Consider the following 23154-nt stretch of genomic DNA (forward strand, 5'->3'; position numbering starts at 1 on the left):
CGTCATGCCCGCCTGCATCCGGGAAAACGCCGGATCTCCGGGGAAATTCCTGAAATCTCGAGGAATCCCAGACAATCTCAGGGAATCTCAGGTACGAGGAACGAGGAAGCCCTCCCGCACGAGCTGTTCCACGTCCACGAGCAGTTCCGAGGTGAACGCCGCGTCGGGCCGCTCGAGCAGTACGGCCAGGGCCCCGGCGATCTGCCCTGCCGTGAGGTCGCCGTCGCAGGCCGAGACGAATCCCGCCAGCTCGGTGCTCAGCAGCGTGGTGCGCCTGAGGCCTGCTCCCTGGCGCAGCAGGATGATCCCCGGGTGTTCGGCCCCCGGGCGCTGGTGCCTCTCCTCGGTGACGTCGTTGGCGACGAGGAGGAACTCGTCGCCGATACCGCTGCCGGACGCGGACTGCTCGGTGTGCTCGGCGAGCCAGTCGCTGCGCGCGACGGCGGAGGCGAGGTGCGGACCCACGGGCTGCTCGATCGGGTGGGTGATCTCCTCGAAGGTGACCCGCACCAGATCGGTCCGGGAGTGGGGACGCCGCAGCCAGATCGAGCCGAACCCGATGCCCTCGACGGACCGGGAGCCGAAGTCCTCGAGATAGGCGCTGAACCCGACCAGGTAGGCCTGCCTGTCGCGGTTCTCGGCTGCGTCCCGGAGCCACGTCTCGGCGTACTGGACCGGCGTCTGCTGCTCACGCTGGATGACCCAGGCGTCGACGCCGGGCGGTACGAAGGCGCGTACGCGCCGGTCCCACGGCGTTCCCTCCGTGATCTCCCAGTTGCCGAGGAGCTGCGCGGACCCGCCGGGCGAGAGGACCCCGGGCAGCTCCCGGACGAGCGTCTCCACGATCGCGTCCCCGGCGAGGCCACCGTCGCGGTAGGTGTAGACCTCCCCGGACGTCCCGGTGCGGGGCGTGATGACGAAGGGCGGATTGGACACCACGAGCTCGAACCGTTCGGTGGCGACCGGCTCGAGCAGATTGCCGAGCCGGAGACTGATCCGGTCGCCCAGCCGATCGGGATCCAGGTCCAGCGCCGGCGCGTTGAGCAGGAGATTGAAGCGGGCGAAGGCCAGGGCACGGGACGAGACGTCCGTCGCCGTCACGTGACGGGCGTGGGAGAGCAGATGGAAGGACTGGATACCGCACCCGGTGCCGAGATCCAGGGCCCGCTGCACCGACGGCCTCATGAGCGTCTGCGCGAGGGTCATCGATGCGCCGCCGATCCCCAGGACGTGGTCACGGCGCAGCGGCCCCGGTCGCTGCTCCGACCCGAGGTCACTGGCCACCCAAAGATTCCCCGACACGTCGGATGCGTAGGGACGGAGGTCCACCGTGGCGCGCCAGAAGGCTGCGGCGGGCTCGTCCTGTGCGGCTGCGCCGGGCTCGGTCCTTTCGATGAGCCTCAGCTGCTCGAGGCCGGCCACGCCGGTGCCGGGGAAGGCGGCACCCAGGTCGTCGTCCGTCACACCTTCTGCGAGGAGCCACAGCAGCACGGGAACGGTCTGCGCACCCTGACCAGCTCCCGAGAGTCGGCGGCACTCGATCAGGGCCGGCGCCGACTGGCCCCGTCCGAGGGCCTCGTACGCCTCGGCCCCCAGCAGCGCCGCGACGCCGTCGACCGTGTAGCCCAGCACCGTCAGCTCCGCGGCGAGCCTGCCGAGCAGTGCGCTGTCGCGGCTCGAGGGAGCCGTCGCGACGTCGTCGTCGAACTCCTGCCACGGTGCGGTGGACCCCGATCCCGTGCTCACGCAGCACCGGCGATCGTCGCCTCGGTCTCGTCCGGCTCGCATCCCTGCGGACACCGCAGTGTCAGCGGATCGGAGGCACAACGAGCGCAGAACAGCGTGAGGTTGCGGCAGACGGGATTCGAGCAGTTCTCGAACGTACTGGTGGGCGCCTGGCAGCGCACGCAGGAGCCCAGGGTGCGCGCATCGTCGCTGAACTCGAGGTGCATGCGCTTGTCGAAGACGTAGAGCGAGCCCTCCCAGAGCCCGGCGTCGCGGTAGGTCTGCCCGTAGCGCATGATCCCGCCGTCGAGCTGGTAGACCTCCTGGAAACCACGGTTGATCATGAGACTGGAGAGCACCTCGCAGCGGATACCGCCCGTGCAGTAGGTGACGATCGGTAAGTCCTTCAGATCGTCGTACCTGCCCGAGTCGAGTTCGCGGACCAGGTCCTGGGTGGTCCGCGCATCGGGCACCACGGCTCCCTTGAACCGTCCGATCTGCGCCTCGAAGGCATTGCGGCCGTCGAAGAAGACGACCTCCTGGCCCATCGCACGACGGGCGTCGACCAGTTCGTGCACCTGCTCGGGCGCCAGGTGCGTACCGCCACCCACCACGCCGTTCCCGTCCACGCGGAGCTCGCCAGGAGCTCCGAAGGAGACGATCTCCTCGCGCACCCTGATGCTCAGTCGGGGGAAGTCCTCGGCCGAGCCGTCGGACCATTTGATCTCCAGACCACCGAACGCAGGATACTCGCGCGTGGTCCTGACGTACTGCTTGAGCGCATCGACCTCACCGCCCACCGTGCCGTTGATGCCGTCCTTCGAGATGAGGATCCTGCCGCGCAGCCCCCACTTCTCGCACAACGCCCGCTGCCACAGACGGATGGCCTCAGGATCGGGGAGCGGGGCGAAGGCGTAATACAGGGCAATACGGTTCGTCGACACGGCTTAAAGCGTACTTTGCGTATCAAATCGGTCTCCCTCGGAGCGCGTGTCTGGGAATCATGGCGTCCGCGAACTATCGTTCACCCATGGCTGAACACGCAGATGACAGACTCCTCCAGACCTGGATCACCGGATGGTCCACGTGCCGCGGCCTCAGACCGTACGACGACGGCGGCAGTACCTTCGTCGTCAGCACGGACCCGCAGGAGCAGACGGAACACTTTCTCTTCGAGCCCTCGACCGAGCAGTTCCTCGAGCTCGCCAGGGAGACGAAGGACGACGCCCGACGCGTGCTGACCGTGATCACGAACCGGATGCAGGACCTGCTCGACGCCGCCGATCCGCTGGGCATGCGCGTGATCGACCGGAAGCAGTCCCTGATGAGCGCAGACATGCACGGCCAGGACGTCGAGGATCCGCGTGCACCCTCGGAGGACTTCGTGCTGGAACGGTCCGAGGACAGCCCCTGCCGCCGTGTCACCGTGCGGATCGGTGACGAACTGGCAGCCAGGGGTTCGGTGTCGGTGGTCGGTGATTACGCGGTCTACGACCGCATCATCACCGAGGAACAGTTCCGCCGCCGCGGTCTGGCCAGCTACGTCATGCGCGCGCTGACCGCCGGGGTCCTCACGGACGACGTCACCACGGGGTTGCTGGTGGCCACGTCGGACGGACGGGCGCTGTACGAATTCCTCGGCTGGCAGCACCTCGCCGACGTGTTCGTCATCAGAGGATAAGGACGCTTCCCGCCCGCCCGGCTGCCCGCCCGGTGGGAGGATTGCGGCGTGGCCGCGCATGATTCCCTGATTCCGCTGCTCGGAGGCGGACCCGCACCCGAGCAGCTGCTTCATGTGCGCGAGATCCCGCCCCGGGCCGCCGACCACGCCCCATGGCCCGCGTGGGCACACCCCGACGTGGTCGGCGCCTTCGCCGCTCGCGGGGTCCACGAACCCTGGCGTCACCAGGTCGAGGGTGCCGCGTCGGCCCATGCGGGCACGCACACCATCATCGCGACGGGCACGGCGTCGGGGAAGTCCCTGGCCTACCAGCTGCCGGTGCTCGACGAGATCCATCGCAGTGAGCTGAACAGCCGGGCAACCCTCGCACCCAGCGGGTCGGTGGCCCTCTACCTCGCGCCTACCAAGGCGCTGGCCGCGGACCAGCTCTCCTCCATCACTGCGCTGAAGCTGCCCACCGTCCGCGCCGAGACCTACGACGGCGACACGGAGACAGGGGCCCGCCGCTGGATCCGCGACCACGCGAATCTGGTACTGGCGAATCCGGACATGCTGCACCACGGGATCCTGCCCAACCACACCTGGTGGGCGCGCTTCTTCCGCCGGCTCAAGTACGTGGTCATCGACGAGGCGCACAGTTATCGGGGAGTGTTCGGCTCCCACGTGGCCAATCTGGTGCGCAGGCTCCGGCGGGTCTGCGCGAACTACGGCGCGCACCCGGTCTTCATCGGCGCGTCGGCGACGTCCGCGGATCCGGCGGCGTCCTTCGGGCGACTGATCGGCACGGACGCACGGGCCGTGACCGAGGACAGCTCACCGCACGGCTCGACGACGGTGGCCTTCTGGGAGCCGCAGCTCACCGGGCCGAAGGGCGAGAACGGAGCACCGACACGCCGCACCGTGATCGCCGAGACCTCGGACCTGCTCGCCAATCTGGTCTCGGCGCAGGTGCGGACCATCGCCTTCGTCCGCTCGAGGCGCGGTGCGGAGAGTATCGCCCAGACCTCGCGACGCATGCTCGAGGACGTGCATCCGAGCCTGCCACACCGGATCGCGGCGTACCGCTCGGGGTATCTGCCCGAGGAGCGACGCGCCCTGGAGACCGATCTGCGCAGCGGCGAGCTCCTCGGTGTGGCCAGTACCTCGGCGCTCGAACTGGGGATCGACATCGCCGGGCTCGACGCGGTCCTCGTGGCAGGCTGGCCGGGCACCCGCGCGTCCCTCCTGCAGCAGATCGGCAGGGCCGGCCGGTCGGGCCAGGATGCCCTCGCCGCCTTCGTCGCCAGCGACGACCCGCTGGACACCTACCTGGTGCACCACCCCGAAGCCGTCTTCGATCTCGGGGTGGAAGCCACGGTGTTCGATCCGTCCAATCCCTACGTGCTCGGCCCGCACCTATGTGCTGCCGCCGCGGAACTGCCCCTGACGCATGAGGATCTCGGGCTGTTCGGTCCCCGCTCCGAGCACCTGCTGGGCACCCTGGTGGAGCAGGGCTTCCTCCGGCGGCGCCCCACCGGGTGGTTCTGGACGCACCCCGAAAGTGCGGCGTCCATGGTCCAGCTCCGGGCCGTGGGCGGCGGTCCCGTCTCTCTCGTGGAGGCCGGCTCCGGCACGCTGCTGGGAACGATGGGCTCGGCGCAGAGCCATTACCAGGCGCACCCCGGAGCCGTGTACGTGCATCAGGGCCGGAGCTATGTCGTCGAGGAGCTCGACGAGGAGGAACACTGCGCCGTGGTGTCCCGTGCACACCCCGACTACTACACCCAGGCCCGCGACATCACGCGGATCGAGGTGATCGACCGCGACGAGAGCAGGCTCTGGGGCGGCGTGCTCGCCAGCTTCGGGGACGTGCAGGTCACCACCCAGGTGGTCTCCTTCCAGCGCAAGGCCTTCTCCTCCAACGAGATCCTCGGGGAGGAGCCACTGGAACTGGCGGCACGGAACCTCTTCACCAAGAGCGTCTGGTTCGAGATCAGTCCTGAATTGCTCGAGGCCGAGGGCATCCTCGCGGAGGAGATCCCCGGAGCCCTGCACGCGGCCGAGCACGCCGCCATCGGTATGCTGCCCCTCGTCGCCTCGAGCGACCGGTGGGACATCGGTGGCGTGTCGACGGCGCTGCACGCCGACACCGGTCAACCGACCATCTTCGTGTACGACGGGCATCCCGGTGGGGCGGGCTTCGCCGAGCGGGGATTCGAAGCGGCGCAGACTTGGCTGACCGCGACCAGGGATGCGATCGAGGCCTGCGAGTGCGAGTCCGGGTGTCCGTCCTGCGTGCAGTCGCCCAAGTGCGGCAACCGGAACAACCCGCTGAGCAAGGGCGGCGCCGTCGCCGTGCTGTCCCTCATCCTGCAGCAGGCTGCCGCTGCGGACTCCACAGCGGCCGGCACGGGCTCGGGATCCGGGACACGGACAGGGCTCGACCCCGGGTCGGGGACCGACACCGTGTCCACATCCACATCCACATCCACATCCACATCCTCGTCGTCCTCGTCCTCGTCCTCGTCCTCGTCGAGAACATAGGGCACCTCGACCCGGGCAGCCGCTCCTGGGGCGTCGCGGGATCCGCATGATCGCGGAGAACGGTCCACCCGTACCTCAGGTGGTATCGGACCGGGGCGCTCACGGCGGTGGTCCTGCCCTCGCAGCGCCGGTCGCGGCCGGCAGCAGGCCCGGCAGCGCGATGGATACCCTGATGATCGCCGTGCCCGGCCCGGTGGTTCCGATGGAGCATTCCGTGACCAGCGCGTCGTGCTGTTCTGCTACTGCTCCGGCCACAGCGCATGGCTCACCGGGTGCGAGGCCGCGTGCCGCATCGGCTGCAGCCAGTGCGGCCAAATCCGCCGCCGTCGCTGCCCTCGAGGCTGCCGCCGAGGCCTGCAGCATCAGGACCGCCACGCCGATCAGCAGCAGTGCCAGCATCGCGAGCCCTGTCATCAGCACGGTGCCAGCACCGCGCTCAGCGCCGCCGCCGTCGCGCCCCATGACAGGCAAGATCGGCCGGTTCCGTTGCCTCCCGCTACCCACCGGATTCCTTCTTCCCCGAGGCGCTGGCGTCGAGCTCTATCCCGAACAGACCGACCATAGGGCCCTCGACCTCCACCGAGACCTTCACCGTCGTCCATCCGGCTCCGGCAGCTATCTCCACGGAGGCGTCACTCCCTGCGAGTCGTTGGGCCGTCCCGCGGACCGAAGCTGCGCTCTCCCCGCGCATGGCCTCGCGTGCTCCCGCCCGCGCAGCCTCCTCGATCCGCAACTGCGCGGTTCCGAAGTGCGCGGTTCCCAGCACGAGAGCAAGGAGCACGACCAGGGCGGGAAGGACGACGGCGACTTCAGCGGTGACCGCTCCGCGCTGATTCAGCCCGGTGGAATCTGTCGGTCGCTCGACAGGCTCCCTCCCCGCTGCATGCCCAGCGGGCTCGGCCGCGGCGCCACACCTGATCGGCGATCGACGACCCGCGCCGGATCCTCCGCCCTTTCCCTGGCCGCCCGACCCGCCCCGACCGCTAGCCATCAGCCGAAGTTCAGCGCGGAGGTGATCAGGGACATCAGAAGTCCCTTCACCTCACCGCTGGACAGGACCGCGACGAGGAGCGCCGCGAACCCGACGGCCGCCAGCGTCGCGATGGCGTACTCCGCGGTCGCCATCCCTGCTTCGCTGTCCGGAGCGATTTCCCAGCGGCGCCTGAGAGCGCGTTCGTTGACCCGGCGACGGCGCGCCCGGGCACGGCGGGCAGCCCGATCGAGGGACTGTGCCGAATCCTCCGTGTCGTGTGGATCGGTGAGGGAACGTGTCCCGTACGGCCCACCGACCAACGAGAGGACGGGAACTGTCGGCGAGGGACATTCCACCGGTTCCCTCACCGCAGCGACCGGCATCCGCTCCAGTGCGCCTATGTGAGTTTGCGTTGTCATGGCTTCTCCTTCTCGAGAACGTGGAGTCGAACCCACGTATGGTGTGCGGCGATCGCCGCACGTCCTACTCTGGCCGCCCTGCGAAGCGTTCCCTGCGGAGTTCGCGGCTAAGTGGACAACCCCCGGAAATCACCGTCCCCGGAGCCTGTCACCCACCTGCTACAGCGCAGGCAGCAGTCCCAGGACCACGGGGACGACCCCCAGACAGATGAATGCCGGCAGCGAGCACAGACCCAGCGGAAGGACGAGCTGCACCCCGAGGGCTGCGGCCCTGCGATCGATCTCACGATTGAGCCGCCGACGCAGCTGGGCGGCATGGGCGTGGAGAAGCGCGGCGGACGGCGCTCCGGTGGAGGTGGCGAAGCGAAGGCCCTGCCGGACGTCGGCTACACATGCCGCGCTGTGGTGCGTGAGCCGGAGCCGCTGTCGGGCCCCTGGGCGCGCTCGCCGAGGGGCGGCAACGGCTACCGGCTTCGCGACAGCGCCCGCGCCCATGGCCGGGTCACCCGCTGTGTCCCACGCCGTGTCCCATGATGCTCCGAGCAGACGGGCAGCGTGGACGCGCCTCAGGGCTGCGCCGATATCGGCCTCGCAGGAGTCAGCGACGACCGCCAGTGAACTCTCCACCGATGCGCCGGCGGACAGGACGGCGGCCAGCAGGTCGAGGATCATCGGCGCATCCCTGGTGCCGTTGCCACCACCCCGCTCCGCGCGACCAGCCACCGGGCGCCGCGAACGTCCCGATGGTGCAACCAGTACGAGGACGGCCAGCGCCGAGAGACCGCCGACCAGCATCCCTGTCATCACGGTGCCGCTCCTGCTGCACGCCGGACCAGGCGCCGCGACCAGATGCGTGACACCACCATGAGCAGTACCCCACCTGCCAGCGCCAGGCGCCCCAGCGTCGAGCCGAGGAGGACTTCCACCGGATCGACTCCCAGAGCGAACCCGAGGACCACCCCGACCAATGGCAGCCAGGCGAGAAGGATCACCGTGGCTCGTGGCCCGGCCAGCGCTGTCTCGCGGGCCGAGAATCCGTCGAGGTGGGCATCGAGTTGGACAGCGTACTGTGCGAGGATCGTCGCGAGCGGAGCACCGCTGCGCTCCGAGACTGCGAGGCACGCACCGAGATCCACCCACATCCGGTTTACCTGGTCGACCACCGCGGACTCACCCCGCGGACGAGCCGCATCGGGGCGTGCCTGGCGCAGGACCTCGGGGACACTGAACCCCAGCTCCGCGGCTCGCCGGGCCACGGCCAGGACCGGAAGTGCCGCTTCGGCGAACGGACCGGGATCTTCCCGATAGATCTGCTCCATGTCCTTCCAGAGCAGATGCGGCGCTCGCCCGGCACGGAGCAATCCTGCGAGCTGATGCACGAACAGTGTCAGCTCGTGGAGGTCCATGTGCCGGTTCCTCGGCGACCGGGCCCCTGCAATGGCGGCTGCACGTCGGCGGATCCATGATCCGGGGGCGCCGGATTGCGGGCCTCCCTGAGAACCGCCCGAAGCGCCGCCCGGAGTCTGTGATGGCCACAGCAGGGGGAGGGCCGGCCCCATCCGGACCGGTCGTCCCACGTATCGGAGAGCACATCCCGCAGCCAGCAGGACGGCGACGACGACGCCCGTCATGACGGCGGAGTGGCTGCGGCAGGAAGGGATGGACCGGGCGGGTTCGACCCGCAACAGGACACAGTGGCATGGGACGAAGCGGGATCGGACACAGCGGGGTCGGACACAGCAGAGCCGGCTGCTGTCGGCGCGGATCCTGGCAGGTAGCCGGCAGGTGGAGAGGAGACAGTCTCGCGCCAGCCGACCCGGGCGGCGAAATCCACCCAGCCCTCCGCGCGACGGCAGCCCCCCGCCCGCCGGTAACCCTCTGCAGGATCGATCAGTGCCGGACGCACCGTCAGGGTCCTGCTGTTCACCAGTTCCAGGAGTCCGATGCTCTCCACCCGCCGCCCCTGCTCGGTGCGCCCCAGGTGCACCACGACATCGAGCGCACTGGCTGCCTGCAGCGCGAGCACCTCGGGAGCCAGACCGGCCAGCGCTGCCAGGGCACTCAACCGGGCCGGGACAGCCTCTGCCGAATTGGCGTGGATCGTGCCTCCGCCGCCGTCGTGTCCCGTGTTCATGGCAGCCAGGAGTTCCCTCACCTCCGCGCCGCGGCACTCCCCCACCACCAGGCGATCCGGTCGCATTCTCAGGGCCTGCCGGACCAGGTCGGTGAGGTCCAGCACGCCTGCGCCTTCGAGATTCCCGTGCCGGGATTGCAGACCCACTGCATGGGGGTGATCGGGATTCAGCTCCGCTGCGTCCTCGACCAGCACGATGCGCTCCTGCGGATCGGCCAGACTGAGCAGCGCCGACAGGAGCGTCGTCTTCCCGGTGCCGGTCGCTCCGCTGACGAGGAAGTTCAGACGGCGCTGCATCATGGCGGTCAAGGCCTCGGCCATCGGCGGCGCGAGCGTGCCGCCGTCGACGAGCTCGGTGAGCGAGAACACACGCGCCCGCCGGATCCTGATGGACAGCAGCGTCCCGGCGGTCGATATCGGCGGTAGGACGGCATGTACCCGCAGCCCCTCGAGACGGACGTCGACGGCCGGGCATCCGTCGTCGAGCCGTCGGCCACCGGCAGCCACCAGACGCACGGCGAGAGCGCGTACCTGCTCCTCGGTCTGGAAGATCCGGCCGATCCGCCGGAGCCCGTCGGCGCCGTCCACCCAGACATCGTCCGGTCCGTTGACGAGGATGTCCGTGATGCTGTCCTCCGCCAGGAGATGCTCGAGGGGACCCAGCCCCTTGAGCTCGGCCCGGACGCGATCCAGGGCTGTCAGGGTGCCCTCGGAGCCGAGCAACCAACCGCTGGAGCCGACGGCATCCGCGAAGGCCGCTCCTGTTGCCGCTACCGTTCCGGCCAGGACCGCGCGGCGCACCGAATCCACCAGCGCGGGATCGCTGGTGCCCGTCCGACCGAATCGTGCGTCCCCGGAAGGGTTGGACTCCGGCGAGGATCCGCCCAGGGCAGCACGGCGTTGTCGCCGGGTCTGCCGATCGTTCGTATCCTCGGCCGTCATGGTGCTACCTCCAGGTGGGAGTGGATGGCCGCCAGGAGCTTCCGGGCGCGCCGGGGAAGCCCCTCGTCCAGGAGTTGCCCTGCGGCTTCGGTGGCGGCGGCTCCGCGGACGGAGGGCAGATACGCCAGTGGCGCCGATGCTCCGATGAGATCGGCCACGAGCCAGGCGTCGAGGCCATCGGACACAGGACCACGCAGCACGGACAGCACGGACAGCGATGAGTGGAGCCGGAGGACGCTCCGGGCCGCGGCAACACCGCGCGGGCGTGAGGGGATGAGCAGCACGAGTCGGTCGCAGGCCGACGCCAGCCCGTCCTGGGTACCAGGGGTCCCGAGGTCGATGAAGGTCAGGTCGAAGGCGCTGCGTGCCGCGTCGAGGACCGCTGCCGCCGAGCCCATCCCGCCCGTCGGATCGACCGTGACCCCCGCAGGCTCGGAGGCGTGGGAGAGGACAGAGAGGTCGCCTGCGGAAGGCAGCGCGGCCACGAGCTGCTCCGCGTTCAGCGTTCCACGAATGTCATCGAGATCATGCCAGCGCACACCGGCCCTATCCTCGATCCCCAGGGCGAGCTCGAGGCCCCCGGCATGCGGCTGCCCGTCGACGAGCAGCGTCGGCCTTCGGTGCTGTGCCGAGAAACGGGCGCACCACGCGGCCAGCGTGCTGACACCGCATCCGCCGACCGCTCCGAGGAGACCGACCACGGATCCTGTCGCTGCAGGAGCCAGCCGACGCCCCAGATGTTCCGCGAGCCAGCCGGCGCCCTGCGGCAGGATGACCACGCGCGACGACGCCAGGGCGGCTGCACATGCCCACGCCCGCGCCTCATCCTCGGCGGAGCCGACCACGATGACTTCGTGCTGACCCGGCAATGATTCGGCAGGCTGCTCCTGCCCCGCGAGCAGCACCAGCGGGTCCAGCGACAACGCCTCCGTGAGCGTGCCGCAGAACACCGGCTGGACACCGGCCGCGGCGCACGCCCGTGCCACCTGGTCCTGCACGAACTGCGACCCGCCCGCGAGCACCACCGGGCGCCGCCGTTCCTGCGGTGTCCACGAATGCTGCGCCATGGGTCAACGGTCGCGGTACGAGCCCCGCATGCGGGCGATGACCGGCACTATGTGGACAAGCGGCCGATTGCCGGAATGACACCGGCGCCACGGACAATGTGTCCATGTACATGGCCGTGGCACCAGCGTCGTCGGGCTCCGACCGCGGTGCCGCCGTGGTGCTCCAGCAGCTCGATGCCGACGGCCGGCCAAACGGCGAGCAGGTCCTGGTGGACCGGGGCGGTCTGGCGTCCGCCGTCGCACAGGCCGAGACCCGTCGTCCCCGCTGGGTCTGGCAGGGCACCCGCCTCTGGTACCCGGAGCTGCTGGCGGCAGGCGTCGACGTCGAACGCTGCTGGGACCTGTCCCTGACGCGTGCCATCCTGGCGGTCTCGCTCCTGTGCGGACCCTCCCCGTACCTCGACTCGCTGAGAGCTGACGCTTCGACGCACGAGGGCTCGGACCTGCCGCGGGTGCTCCTGCCGCCGGCCCGATCACCGGATCAGCATTCCCTCTTCGACGAGCCGCAGGAGGTCTCCGGTCCGTTCCTGGACGAGATCGTGCGCGAACTCGGTGCCCAGCGCTCGGCCATTGCGGCCTCCTCGGCGCCGGGACGCCTGACCCTGCTGGTCGCCGCGGAATCGGCCGGCTCGCTCGTCGCCGCCGAGATGGAACACGCCGGCCTGCCCTGGCGGCGCGACGTCCACGAGGAACTGCTCGAACGCACCCTCGGACCGCGCCCGCCGGAGGGCAGCCGTCCGATGGAACTCGAGCGGGTCGCCGGGGAGCTGCGCGCAGCGCTGCAGGCACCTGCACTCAACCCCGATTCGCCCCAGGAACTGCTGCGCGCCCTGCGACGCGCCGGGATCGACGTGAGCACCACGCGGTCCTGGGATCTCGAACGCCAGCACCACCCGGCCATCGGGCCGCTGCTGACCTACAAGAAGCTCTCCCGACTCCTCAGCGCCAACGGCTGGACCTGGCTCGATGCCTGGGTCAGGGACGGGCGCTTCCGGCCGGAGTACGTGGTGGGCGGGGTGGTCTCCGGGCGGTGGGCCTCGCGCGGTGGCGGTGCGCTGCAGATATCGCACCAGGTGCGCGACGCCGTCCGGGCCGACGACGCCCACGTCTTCGTCGTCGCCGATGCCGCACAACTCGAGCCGCGGGTGCTGGCAGCCCTCGGCCGCGACCCCGCACTCGCCACCGCTGCACGGGGCAGGGACCTCTACCAGGGCATCGCCGACCAGGGCTTCGGCGGGGACCGGGCCAAGGCGAAGCTGGCGATGCTCGGAGCCATGTACGGGGCCACCAGCGGCGAGGCCGGGCGCCTGATGCCGCAGCTGACCCGCGCCTACCCGCGAGCCATGGGCGTCGTCGAGGCAGCCGCCAGGGCGGGGGAATCGGGCGAGGGCGTCTCGAGCTACCTCGGCCGGAGCTGCCCGCCCGCGACGGAGGACTGGTACGCTCTGCAGCGCTCGACGACGGCGGAGGAGCAGCGCCGCGCCGAAGCCTCGGCCCGGGCCCGGGGACGCTTCACGCGGAACTTCGTGGTGCAGGCCTCCGCGGCGGAGTGGGCCCTGTGCTGGCTCGCCGAGATCCGGCGACGGCTGGCGGCCAGCGGTATCCCCGAACCGCGGAGCCGCATCGCCTTCTTCCTGCACGACGAAGTGGTGCTGCACGTGCCGTCCGTCGATGCAGTGCAGGCAGAAACCATCCTGGGCGCAGCGGCGACGGCCGCGACACATCTGATCTACGGCGACATCCCGCTCGACCTCCCGATCACGACGGTGGCGGTCACCTCCTACGCCGAGGCGAAATAGGCGCTCTGCCCCAAGCTGCTTTGACTCTTGTCCACAACCGCGGGCGTGAAGATCCGCAAAAGCGGCGTCCGCCCTATCGTGAGCGCAGGACCATGGGAAGGCGGAGCGCGTGAGCGTCCTGAGAATCGATACCGACAGGTACGTGGAGGCAGCCGGCCTCGAGTGCGCCGCCGGGCACGGGATCTCCGCTGCCGCACGCATGGCGGAGACCAGTCTGTACCAGAGCTCCGGAATGGCCGGGTGGGATGCCATGGGAGCGCAGTGGGCGGCATCCTATGATCCTGTCGCCGCCGAGGTCCTCGTGGCCTGCCACGAACTCGCCATGGCGTCATCGGACTCGGCGCTGGCACTGACGCTGGCCGCGGGTCGGTACATCAGCGCAGAACACGTGGCGTCCATGGGGCTGAGCGCCTTCTTCACGCCGCCCTCACCAGCCCCTGTCGCAGAGGGAACCGGGGCCGGTCTCCCCTCTGCCGGTGCACCCACCCCCGGGTGGCCGCCGGTGTCCTGGGACATCATCGCCGGGATCGCGGGAGTCGTGTGGCCGGCAGGCGATCCGGACCTCCTCCGGCGCGCCGGAGCCGCCTGGACGAAACTCGCCGACGACATCGAGGCGGCCGTCGGCGGACCGGCCGCAGGAGCGCTGAGTGCCATCAGCACCCTGCAGTCGGAGGACCTCGCGCTGTTCCATGAACGCAGTGTCGTGGTCCGGCACTCCGCAGCGCTGATCGCACAGACCTGCCGGGACATCGCCGCGGGGTGCGAGGCGCTGGCAGCAGCGGTCGAGACGGCGCATCAGGAGCTGATCGACGAGACGGAGGCGTTCGCTCTCGAGTGCGCAACCCTTGCAGCCGTCGGCATCGGGTTCAGCTTCCTGACGCTCGGAGGCTCCGCCGCCATCACCTCACTCGTGGGCGCCGCCAGAACCGCGCAGATGGTGGCGCGTGTGCACGCGGTGCTCTCCCGCCTCTCGTTCATCGCCCGGACCGCAGCGGTTGTGGGGACACGGCTGCCCGGCACTGCTCGACTCACGAGGGGGTTGCGGATGCTCACCGGGCAATCGGCGGGCCTGCGACCAGCGCTCCTGCCGACCACTCGGGTCTTCGGGCGATCCCCTGGCGTCGGCGCGTCGTCGAGCCCCCTCTCACGCCTGGCACCGGCCGTGAGGGTCCTCAGTCCCATCGGTACGGCGGGACTGAGGGTCCTCGATTCCAGGGCTGTCTCCGTCGCCCTCTCCAGTCCTGCAGCCCTGCTGCGCGGACAGCTGTCGCTCCCGGTGCGCCGCTCGCTGCTGGGCTCCGGAGCCGTCAAGGGAAGTGCCTCCGACCAGGTCTTCGCCCTGCTCCGGCAGAAAGGGGTCGCCTCACCCCTCGTCCCGGCGGCCGAGACCGCGGTCAGGACGAAGGACCGACTCGATACCGTGCGCGGGCTCGCAGCACTTCCCGGATCCCTGAGGGAACGCTATGGCCCGGTCACCGTCGAAACCGCCTCTGTGCGGGGGTCGGGCCCCGGGCGGCTCACAATGGGGCGGGCATCTCCCGTGACCGGTCCCAGGGCCGCGTCCAGCCCAGCTGCTCGAACATCTCGTCCAGCAGCATCGCCGTGAACCCCCAGATCACCGCGTCCTCCGTCAGGAAAGCCGGCGTCCTGCTCACGAATCCGTCGCGGCGGACGACGGCGGTGCGCCGGTACGCGGGATCGAGCAGTCTGCTCACCGGGCACCGGAAGACGAGCTCGGACTCGGCGCTGTCCACGGCATGGACGGGGGACTGCTCGGACCACCATCCGAGGACCGGGGTGACCATGAAGTTGCTCACCGGCAACCCGACGGCCGGCAGCAGGCCGAGAATCTCTATGCCGTCGGGGTCCAGCCCGGTCTCCTCCTGCGCCTCGCGCAGTGCTGCCGCGCCCTCATCCGCATCGCCGTCGTCGATGGCTCCGCCCGGAAAGGCAACCTGGCCGGGATGGTTCGACAGGGAGCTCGCCCGCACCACGAACAGGATGTCGAGGTCGTCGGGGGCCGCGTCCGGCACCGGTCCGGCCGGATCATCGCGCCGGTCCCCCAGCAGGATCAGCACAGCGGCCTTCCTGCTCCTTGCCGGATCGAAGCGGGCGAACTGCCAGCCGTCGGGCCGCGGGGGCGCCGCTCGCTGGAACGTCCTGGCGTGCAGCCAGGCCACGAGCTGGGCATAGGCGCTCATCGGCGCATCCCCCTGCCGCGCGCGCCGCCCGTCATGACCGGGAACCATGGGTCACGCACCCAGACCGTACCCCGCCGCGCGTAGTTCCGCCCTGGTCCGACCTGCCCGCATGAGCTCGAGCAGTTCTTCCCTTCCTGGTGCCAGCTCGTACTTGAGGAGCTTCGCAGCCTTCACCGGGTCGGTCTCGCCCTCGCCGTAGGAGGGGCAGAGGGCTGCGACGGGGCAGGCACCGCAGGCGGGCTTCCTGGCATGGCAGACGCGCCGACCGTGGAAGATCACCCGGTGCGAGAGCATGGTGTGGTCCTTGCGCTCGAAGAGGACCGCGACATCCCGTTCCACCTGCACCGGATCGGTGGAGGACGTCCAGCGGAAGCGGCGGGCGAGGCGACCGAAGTGCGTGTCGACGGTGATTCCCGGAACACCGAAGGCATTCCCGAGGACCACATTCGCGGTCTTCCTGCCGACGCCGGGGAGCGTCACCAGGTCATCGAGCCGACCCGGGACCACGCCGTCGAACTCGTCGACGACGCGCCGGGACAACGCCAGGAGACTGGCGGCTTTCGCCCGGTAGAAGCCCGTGGGGCGGATGATCTCCTGCAGTTCGGCCTCCTGCGCCTCGGACAGGGCCCGGGCATCGGGATACCGATCGAACAGGGCCGGTGTCGTGAGATTGACCCGCACGTCGGTGGTCTGCGCCGACAGCACCGTTGCGACCAGGAGCTCGAACGGATTCCGGAAGTCGAGCTCGGCCACGGCGTAGGGGTAGCTCTCCGCCAGTGTCCGGTTGATCTTCCGCGCCCGGCGCTTGAGCGCCGTTGCGGACTCCTCCGTCGGCGCACCGCGCTCCGTGCTACGCCCTGCTCGATCTGCTCGATCTGCTGCCACGCACACATCTCCTCCTGGGCCGCCCCGCTGGTCGTGCTGTTCCCGGCCGGGCCGGCCGACATTCAGTCGCGGGGAGCGCGCTCGATGTTGCGCAGGTCCTGCAGGATGCCGACCATCCCGGAGCGCTTGTCCTGGACCAGGAACTCGCTGCCCCTGTCCTCGATGCCCACTTCCCAGTCACCGGGCTCGAGGACGAAGAGCTCCTGGCCGCTCTGCTCGTCCACCACCGGGCGCGGAGACCCGACGGCGAACCAGAACGCCTCCACGACAGGCTCTTCGTCCTGCGCTGAGCGGGTCGCGGTGATCGTCTCCCTGCGCTCCGTCCGCCGGGCAGGAGCATCCGTGGCGTCGCCGGCTGCCTGGCGAGCAGCCGGTGCCTCCTCGGACGACGAGCTCGAGGCGCCGGTCGTCGAGGTGTCCGCCGTGCGCTCGTCGGCCAAGCTGACGTCGTCGTCGTCCTGCTGCGAACGCGATGTCACCGCGTGGGCTCCGTCCGCGCGGCTCCTCACACTGCCGTCGGACGGTTCGGTGCCGTCCTGGTAGTCACTGGCCTGATAGTCACTGGCCCGGTAGCCACCAGCCTCGTCAGGGTCGATCCCGGACTGCCCTGCGGTCGCCTCTCCGGCACCCACCGCCCCGGCTCCCGCTGCCCCGTACAGACCGGCGCCGTTCTGGTGGACCGGAGCGGCTGCAGGATTGATCCGCTCCACGTCGGGACGCGGACCCGACACTGTCGCGCCGGAATCCCGGACGGCGGAGGACGTGCTGAAGAACTCGGGTGAGGCATCGATCACGGGCTCGGCCGAGGGAGCCGAGGACTCGAGGGAAGGCTTCGCCGGACGTGGCCGGGCCTGCGTGATGGGTCGTGCGAGCCGATGGGCAGGCACCTCGGGCCGCTCGAGGAAGTCGTTCCTGATTACGGGCAGGAAGGGTCCGAAGATGGTCGCCGCGAGCAGCGCCAGCGATCCGATGAGCGCCACCAGTGGCCCGGGGCCGAAGAGGGTGGCGGTCTGCAGGAAGAAGAAGGCCGCGGCGAGCACCGCGGCGACGGACGCGAACTGATCGACCGACAGGGACCCGACGCGCAGCCCGGACTTGCCCATGCGCCGTGCGGCGAGGAGTGCGCACGCCGCCACGGGAACAAGGATGCCGATCCCGACGAAGAACAGGGGCACGGTGTTCCAGAAGTTGACGTAGCCGAGCACGCCGTTGATGAAGGGCAGCAACGTCCCGATGAACACGAGGAGCACCCCACCGCCGAACACGACCTCGCGCAGCGTGAAGGGACCGAGAAGTGCCTTGCTCGGCCCGGTGGACCTGCGCTCCTGAGAGTCGGCGTCGTCCTCCGCGAAGCCGTCCTGCGTCCCCCTGGATGTCTGGCTCATGGTGTACTCCCGTTCATTGCACGTCTTGTCGCCGGCCCGCCGCGAAAACCGGCGTCGGTCTCCTGCATCCACCCTAGTCACCGCCCACCGCCTTCTCCACCACACGATGCCCACGCAGTTCCATGGCCGCGGCTGTGGAACCGGTGCCGCTCGCCGCACGATCATGGCACTTCGGCCCTGTCATGTGAGCCGGGGCACACATCAGCGGGAAGGAATCGCTAGTGTTCCTCAGGAGAGCGGGGAGTGCGGCGTATCGTCGTACCACCGAACGCCCTGTCCGGCAGGACGAACACCAGCCAGGACCAACACCAGCGAAACGTCACACGTCACCAAAGGGGAAGACCATGAACGCCGAGCACCAAGGCGACGCCTTCGAGAACCTGCTGCACGAGAACCGTCGCTTCCCGCCGAGTGAGGAGTTCGCGGCGAACGCCGTCGCGCAGCCGTCCCTGTACGACGACGCGAACGAGAAGGGCGCGGAGTTCTGGGCCACGCAGGCGCGGGGGCTGCTCACCTGGGAGCAGGACTTCACCCGGACACTCGACTGGTCGGACGCGCCGTTCGCGAAGTGGTTCGTCGGCGGGACGCTCAACGCCGCGTACAACGCCCTCGACCGGCACGTCGAGGCCGGCCGGGGTGATCGTGTGGCCATCCACTTCGAGGGCGAGCCCGGCGACACCCGGACCATCACCTACGCGCAGCTGACGCAGGAGGTGAAGAAGGCCGCCAACGCCTTCGAGTCCCTCGGCGTGCAGAAGGGCGATCGCGTGGCCGTGTACCTGCCGATGATCCCGGAGGCGGTCATCACCATGCTCGCGTGCGCCAGGATCGGGGCGGTGCACTCCGTGGTCTTCGGCGGTTTCTCCGCCGATGCCCTCCGCAGCCGCATCGACGACGCCGAGGCCAAGCTCGTGGTGACCGCGGACGGCACCTACCGCCGCGGCAAGCCCAGCGCCCTGAAACCCGCCGTCGACGGCGCCCTCGAGCAGGAGGGCCACACCGTCACGAGCGTCGTCGTCGTCCGCCGCAACAACGAACCGGTCGAGTGGACCGAGGGGCGCGACACGTGGTGGCACGACGTCGTCGACAGTGCCTCCGACGAGCACACGGCGGTGGCCCACGACTCCGAGCATCCGCTGTTCATCCTGTACACCTCGGGCACCACCGGAAAGCCGAAGGGTATCCTCCACACAACCGGCGGCTATCTCACGCAGACGGCCTTCACGCACCTGAACACGTTCGATCTCCGGCCGGAGACCGACGTCTTCTGGTGCACCGCGGACATCGGCTGGGTCACCGGTCACAGCTATGTCACCTACGCCCCGCTCGTCAACGGCGCCACGCAGCTCATGTACGAGGGGACACCGGACACCCCGCACCAGGGGCGGTGGTGGGAGCTCGTCGAGAAGTACAAGGTCTCCATCCTGTACACCGCGCCGACGGCGATCCGCACATTCATGAAGTGGGGCCGCGACATCCCGCAGAAGTACGATCTCTCCTCCATCCGCGTGCTCGGCTCCGTCGGCGAGCCCATCAATCCCGAGGCGTGGATGTGGTACCGGCAGGTCATCGGAGGCGGCAGTGCCCCCGTCGTCGACACCTGGTGGCAGACCGAGACCGGCGCCCACATGATCGCGCCGATGCCCGGTGTGACCTCGACCAAGCCGGGGTCGGCGCAGGTCGCCGTGCCCGGGATCGCCGTCGACGTGGTCGACGAGATGGGCGAGTCCGTGCCGGCCGGTTCGGGCGGCTATCTGGTCGTCCGCGAGCCCTGGCCCGCGATGCTCCGGGGCATCTGGGGTGATCCGGAGCGCTTCAAGGACACCTACTGGTCCCGTTTCGACACGATGTACTTCGCCGGTGACGGCGCGAAGAAGGACGAGGACGGCGATCTCTGGCTGCTGGGCCGGGTGGACGACGTCATGAACATCTCCGGCCACCGCCTCTCGACCACCGAGATCGAGTCGGCACTGGTCAGCCATCCGTCCGTGGCGGAGGCCGCCGTCGTCGGCGCGACCGACGAGACCACGGGCGAGGCGGTGGTCGCCTTCGTGATCCTGCGTGGTTCGGCGAAGGACGACGACGACATCGTGGCGACCCTGCGGAACCATGTCGGTAAGGAGATCGGCCCGATCGCCAAGCCGCGGAACATCCTGGTGGTGCCAGAGCTGCCGAAGACCCGGAGCGGGAAGATCATCCGCCGGCTGCTCAAGGATGTCGCCGAGGGCAGGGAGGTCGGCGATTCGTCGACCCTGTCGGATCCGAGCATCATGCAACAGATCTCCGCCTCGCTGCGGAAGTAGGGCTGGCGCGGACACGAAGGGCCCCCGCACCAGCGGGGGCCCTTCGTGCAGTCACAGGAGGAGAATCAGCCGACCGTGGCGTCGACGGTGACCTCGATGTTGCCGCGCGTGGCGTTGGAGTACGGGCACACCTGATGCGCCTGCTCCACGAGCTCGTCCGCGGTTTCCTGGTCCACCCCGCCGATCTCTGCGTGGAGTGCGACGGAGAGCTGGAATCCACCCGCGTCAGTGGGGTTGACCCCGACTTCCGCGGTCACTGCGGAGTCGCTGATCTTCGCCTTGCTGCGCCTGGCGACGACCTTCAGCGCGCTGTGGAAGCAGGCCGCATAGCCGACGGCGAAGAGCTGCTCCGGGTTCGTGGCGCCACCTGCGCCCCCCATCTCCTTGGGAACGGCCAGATCGACGACGAGCTGTCCGTCGTCGCTGCGTGCCTCGCCGTTGCGTCCGTCGCCGGTAGCCGTTGCAACTGCCGTGTAGAGAGCGCTCATGAGCATCGATCCTTCCGTCATGGGAGTCTGTCGGCCCCCGGTGCTCTTGGTAGACTAACTAGTAACTCTACCGCTATCAAATCCGTCCGAGGAGGACGATGACTTCCCTGCCGGTCCGCGAGCGCATCCTCGCCTCAGCATCCGACCTCTTCGAGACGACCAGCATCCGAGCGGTCAGCGCCGATCGGATCATCGCCGCCGCCGGAACCACCAAGGTCACGTTCTACCGTCACTTCCCCACGAAGGACCACCTCGTGGTGGCGTACCTCGATGCCCACCTGTGTCAACTGCAAGCCGGTGTAGCAGAGGCTCGGGCCGCGGGCGCTACCGCGTGCCGGACGTTGCTCCAGCTGGCAGAGGTCAATCAGAGCGCCGCGTGCCGGCCGGGGTTTCGCGGCTGCGTCTTCAACAACGCTGCTGCCGAGTACCCTCTGGCAGGTCACCTGGTGGCTTCCGCCGTCGGACGGTACCGCTCCTGGCTGCGCGAGGTGGTCACGGAACTGGTCACCGAACTCGGCGTGGACGATCCCGACTCCGTGGCCCGCCAACTGATCATGCTGCGCGACGGAGCCATGGTCTCCGGCTTCCTGGATGACCCCGACTCCCTGGCCGATGTGCTGGTTCCGTCGGGGCGGACGATCCTCGCGGCCCATCTGAGTGCTTCACCTGCCGACTGATCGGCGCTCCCCGCTGGGATGGGGCTCCGCATGTGACGTTGGTCCTGAAAGATGGCCCCACACCGGGGGCGCGAGGACAATATCAGCGTGCCCTCAACGATCCAGCAGCCCCAGCCTCCCGCTTCCACCCCGCGCACGGCGCGCCGTGTCGCCGGCGCCTCCTTCGTCGGTACGTCCCTCGAGTCCTACGACTTCTACGTCTTCGGCACCGCGGCCGCTCTCGTGTTCAACACCGTCTTCTTCGCCGAGCAGGATCCGCTCGCCGGGACCCTCTCGGCCTTCCTGGTCTTCGCGATGGGATTCGTGGCCCGCCCGCTCGGCGCCATCATCTTCGGTCACCTCGGGGATCGGATCGGTCGGAAACGCACCCTGATCCTGACCATCACGGTCATGGGGCTGGCGACCGGCACGGTGGGCCTGCTGCCCGACTACGCCGCCATCGGTATATGGGCGCCGATCATCCTCACGGTGCTCCGGTTGCTGCAGGGCCTGTCCCTGGGAGGCGAGTGGGGTGGGTCCATCCTGATCGCCACGGAGCACTCCGACCCGCGCAAGCGTGCCCTGTACGCGTCGATCCCCCAGCTCGGCTCCCCCGTGGGCACCATGCTGGTCTCCGCCGTCTTCCTGGTCTTAACCATCGCCGCGCCCGAGGCCATGACCACCTGGGGCTGGCGTATCCCGTTCCTGCTCGCCTTCCCGTTCCTCGCCATCGCGATCTACCTGCGGGTGGCGATCGACGAGACCCCCGTCTTCCGCTCCACCAGTCAGGCCCGTGCTCTCGCCCGGGTGCCCTTCCTCGAGGTCCTGAAATCCCAGCCCGTCGCCATCCTCGTGGCCATCGCCTCGGCGGTCCTCGGCGTCGGGTCCTACTTCCTGCTGGTGACGTACACGCAGGCCTACGGCACCGACACCCTCGGCCTGTCCCGCGAGACTGTGCTGAACGCCGCCCTGGTCGGCTCCGTCCTGCAGCTGATCACCATTCCCGCGTTCGGCTATCTCGCGGTGCGCATCGGCTCGGCGAAGGTGGTCGCCGGAGGCGCCCTCGGCACGGCACTGATCGCCTTCCCGCTGTACTGGGTGATCAGTATCGCGACCGAGCCGGTGTACATCGCCGCGATCATCCTCGGTGGCATCCTCCCCACGGCCAGCTGGGCAGCACTCGGCGGGCTCATGGCCGACATCTTCGAACCCGCGACGGCCTTCACGGCCCTGTCCTTCGCGTACAGCATCGCCGCGATCATCGCCGGCTTCGCGCCGTCCATCACGCAGAGCTTCGGCATCGCGACCGACGGCGCCTGGTGGCACCCCGGCGTCGTCCTGGCCGTGATGAGTCTCGTGACCCTCATCGGCGCGCTGGGCGCCGTGTCCCTGCGCTCGCGAACGGCGGCTCCCGCGCACGTCCCTACCCGTGCGGCATAGTGGGGGCATGAGCCCCCGCACGCCCAGCATCCTCGTGATCAACGGCCCGAACCTGAATCTGCTCGGTAGCAGGGAACCGGACGTCTACGGCACGGAGACGCTCGACGACGTCGTCCGCCTCGCTTCCGACGCCGCCAGGGCGCAGGGCTGTGCAACGACAACGATGCAGTCCAACCACGAGGGCGAGATCATCGACGCGATCCACGCGGCGAGGACGACGGCGGACGGAATCGTGATCAACGCCGGAGCCCTCACCCACACGTCGATCGCGGTCCGGGACGCTCTCGCCGGTGTGGATCTGCCGGTCGTCGAGGTCCACATCAGCAACGTGCACCGGCGCGAGGAGTTCCGGCACCACTCGTTCATCTCGGCGGTGGCGGACGCCGTGATCGTCGGCGCCGGGGTGGACGGATACCGGCTCGCAGTGGACCACCTCGCCCGGCAATTGCGCACAGACCGTCCTGACGGAAGAACGCCGACGACGGGGTGAGCCACGTTCCCCGTGACGCACGCGGGACGCACCGGTGGGAGCG

At 69.5% G+C, this 23154-nt stretch carries 21 protein-coding genes; 8 read left to right on the plus strand and 13 right to left on the minus strand.

Annotated elements, in window-relative coordinates:
• Nucleotides 1–87: 87 nt before the first annotated feature.
• Complete coding sequence (locus E8P82_RS00340; RefSeq protein WP_136452507.1) at nt 88–1788, minus strand: DUF7059 domain-containing protein; 1701 nt, start codon at nt 1786–1788, stop codon at nt 88–90.
• Nucleotides 1743–2669, minus strand: coding sequence for an oxygen-dependent tRNA uridine(34) hydroxylase TrhO (gene trhO, locus E8P82_RS00345; RefSeq protein ID WP_136452508.1), 927 nt, complete (start codon nt 2667–2669; stop codon nt 1743–1745). Before trhO ends, E8P82_RS00340 begins: the two co-directional genes overlap by 46 nt.
• Before the next feature lie 86 nt (nt 2670–2755).
• Between trhO and E8P82_RS00350 the strand changes: the two genes are divergently transcribed.
• Nucleotides 2756–3406: a GNAT family N-acetyltransferase gene (locus E8P82_RS00350; protein WP_168796452.1), complete on the plus strand. Its 651-nt coding sequence runs from the start codon at nt 2756–2758 to the stop codon at nt 3404–3406.
• 48 nt (nt 3407–3454) lie between these two features.
• Nucleotides 3455–5929: a DEAD/DEAH box helicase gene (locus E8P82_RS00355; RefSeq protein WP_136452510.1), complete on the plus strand. Its 2475-nt coding sequence runs from the start codon at nt 3455–3457 to the stop codon at nt 5927–5929.
• 99 nt (nt 5930–6028) lie between these two features.
• Here E8P82_RS00355 and E8P82_RS00360 read toward each other — a convergent pair whose 3' ends face one another.
• The 7 genes from E8P82_RS00360 to ssd form a co-directional block, all read right to left on the minus strand.
• Nucleotides 6029–6391: an Rv3654c family TadE-like protein gene (locus E8P82_RS00360; RefSeq protein ID WP_136452870.1), complete on the minus strand. Its 363-nt coding sequence runs from the start codon at nt 6389–6391 to the stop codon at nt 6029–6031.
• 34 nt (nt 6392–6425) lie between these two features.
• Nucleotides 6426–6920 (minus strand): TadE family type IV pilus minor pilin, encoded by a 495-nt coding sequence (locus E8P82_RS00365; protein WP_136452511.1) that lies wholly within the window; start codon nt 6918–6920, stop codon nt 6426–6428.
• Nucleotides 6920–7321, minus strand: a complete 402-nt coding sequence (locus E8P82_RS15230) for a DUF4244 domain-containing protein (protein WP_246020859.1) — start codon at nt 7319–7321, stop codon at nt 6920–6922. Before E8P82_RS15230 ends, E8P82_RS00365 begins: the two co-directional genes overlap by 1 nt.
• A gap of 159 nt (nt 7322–7480) precedes the next feature.
• Entirely contained in the window at nt 7481–8125 is a 645-nt protein-coding gene (locus E8P82_RS00375; RefSeq protein ID WP_136452512.1) for a type II secretion system F family protein, read from the minus strand.
• Nucleotides 8125–8727: a type II secretion system F family protein gene (locus E8P82_RS00380; RefSeq protein ID WP_136452513.1), complete on the minus strand. Its 603-nt coding sequence runs from the start codon at nt 8725–8727 to the stop codon at nt 8125–8127. The genes E8P82_RS00375 and E8P82_RS00380 overlap by 1 nt, the downstream gene beginning before the upstream one ends.
• A gap of 221 nt (nt 8728–8948) precedes the next feature.
• The gene (locus E8P82_RS00385) at nt 8949–10397 is read right to left on the minus strand and encodes a TadA family conjugal transfer-associated ATPase (RefSeq protein ID WP_136452514.1); all 1449 of its coding nucleotides are present in this window, start codon (nt 10395–10397) and stop codon (nt 8949–8951) included.
• Nucleotides 10394–11464 carry a septum site-determining protein Ssd gene (gene ssd, locus E8P82_RS00390; RefSeq protein ID WP_136452515.1) on the minus strand — a complete coding sequence of 357 codons (1071 nt, stop codon included), beginning with the start codon at nt 11462–11464 and terminating at the stop codon, nt 10394–10396. The genes E8P82_RS00385 and ssd overlap by 4 nt, the downstream gene beginning before the upstream one ends.
• Before the next feature lie 110 nt (nt 11465–11574).
• On the opposite strand from ssd, the gene E8P82_RS00395 reads away from it, so the two are divergent.
• Nucleotides 11575–13263: a bifunctional 3'-5' exonuclease/DNA polymerase gene (locus E8P82_RS00395; RefSeq protein WP_342773202.1), complete on the plus strand. Its 1689-nt coding sequence runs from the start codon at nt 11575–11577 to the stop codon at nt 13261–13263.
• Nucleotides 13264–13372: 109 nt separating this feature from the next.
• Nucleotides 13373–14869: a WXG100-like domain-containing protein gene (locus tag E8P82_RS00400; RefSeq protein WP_136452517.1), complete on the plus strand. Its 1497-nt coding sequence runs from the start codon at nt 13373–13375 to the stop codon at nt 14867–14869.
• Here the strand turns inward: E8P82_RS00400 and E8P82_RS00405 are convergent.
• The 3 genes from E8P82_RS00405 to E8P82_RS00415 all read right to left on the minus strand — a co-directional run bounded on the left by E8P82_RS00405 (nt 14781) and on the right by E8P82_RS00415 (nt 17734).
• On the minus strand, nt 14781–15464 hold the full coding sequence (locus tag E8P82_RS00405) for an NUDIX hydrolase (protein WP_136452518.1): 684 nt from the start codon (nt 15462–15464) through the stop codon (nt 14781–14783). The genes E8P82_RS00400 and E8P82_RS00405 overlap by 89 nt on opposite strands.
• A gap of 51 nt (nt 15465–15515) precedes the next feature.
• Nucleotides 15516–16349 carry an endonuclease III gene (gene nth, locus E8P82_RS00410; protein WP_136452519.1) on the minus strand — a complete coding sequence of 278 codons (834 nt, stop codon included), beginning with the start codon at nt 16347–16349 and terminating at the stop codon, nt 15516–15518.
• A 62-nt stretch (nt 16350–16411) separates the two neighbouring features.
• Nucleotides 16412–17734: a hypothetical protein gene (locus E8P82_RS00415; RefSeq protein ID WP_136452520.1), complete on the minus strand. Its 1323-nt coding sequence runs from the start codon at nt 17732–17734 to the stop codon at nt 16412–16414.
• A gap of 344 nt (nt 17735–18078) precedes the next feature.
• On the opposite strand from E8P82_RS00415, the gene acs reads away from it, so the two are divergent.
• Nucleotides 18079–20037: an acetate--CoA ligase gene (gene acs / locus E8P82_RS00420; RefSeq protein WP_136452521.1), complete on the plus strand. Its 1959-nt coding sequence runs from the start codon at nt 18079–18081 to the stop codon at nt 20035–20037.
• A gap of 65 nt (nt 20038–20102) precedes the next feature.
• Here acs and E8P82_RS00425 read toward each other — a convergent pair whose 3' ends face one another.
• Nucleotides 20103–20525, minus strand: a complete 423-nt coding sequence (locus E8P82_RS00425; RefSeq protein WP_136452522.1) for an organic hydroperoxide resistance protein — start codon at nt 20523–20525, stop codon at nt 20103–20105.
• Nucleotides 20526–20623: 98 nt separating this feature from the next.
• On the opposite strand from E8P82_RS00425, the gene E8P82_RS00430 reads away from it, so the two are divergent.
• The 3 genes from E8P82_RS00430 to aroQ all read left to right on the plus strand — a co-directional run bounded on the left by E8P82_RS00430 (nt 20624) and on the right by aroQ (nt 23111).
• A complete protein-coding gene (locus E8P82_RS00430) occupies nt 20624–21202 on the plus strand; it encodes a TetR/AcrR family transcriptional regulator (protein ID WP_136452523.1) in 579 nt (192 codons plus the stop codon).
• An 87-nt stretch (nt 21203–21289) separates the two neighbouring features.
• The gene (locus E8P82_RS00435; RefSeq protein ID WP_246020860.1) at nt 21290–22621 is read left to right on the plus strand and encodes an MFS transporter; all 1332 of its coding nucleotides are present in this window, start codon (nt 21290–21292) and stop codon (nt 22619–22621) included.
• 7 nt (nt 22622–22628) lie between these two features.
• Nucleotides 22629–23111: a type II 3-dehydroquinate dehydratase gene (aroQ, locus tag E8P82_RS00440; protein WP_136452525.1), complete on the plus strand. Its 483-nt coding sequence runs from the start codon at nt 22629–22631 to the stop codon at nt 23109–23111.
• Nucleotides 23112–23154: the final 43 nt, after the last annotated feature.

The organism is Arthrobacter echini (assembly GCF_004803505.1).
In the GTDB taxonomy this organism is placed as follows: domain Bacteria; phylum Actinomycetota; class Actinomycetes; order Actinomycetales; family Micrococcaceae; genus Arthrobacter_D; species Arthrobacter_D echini.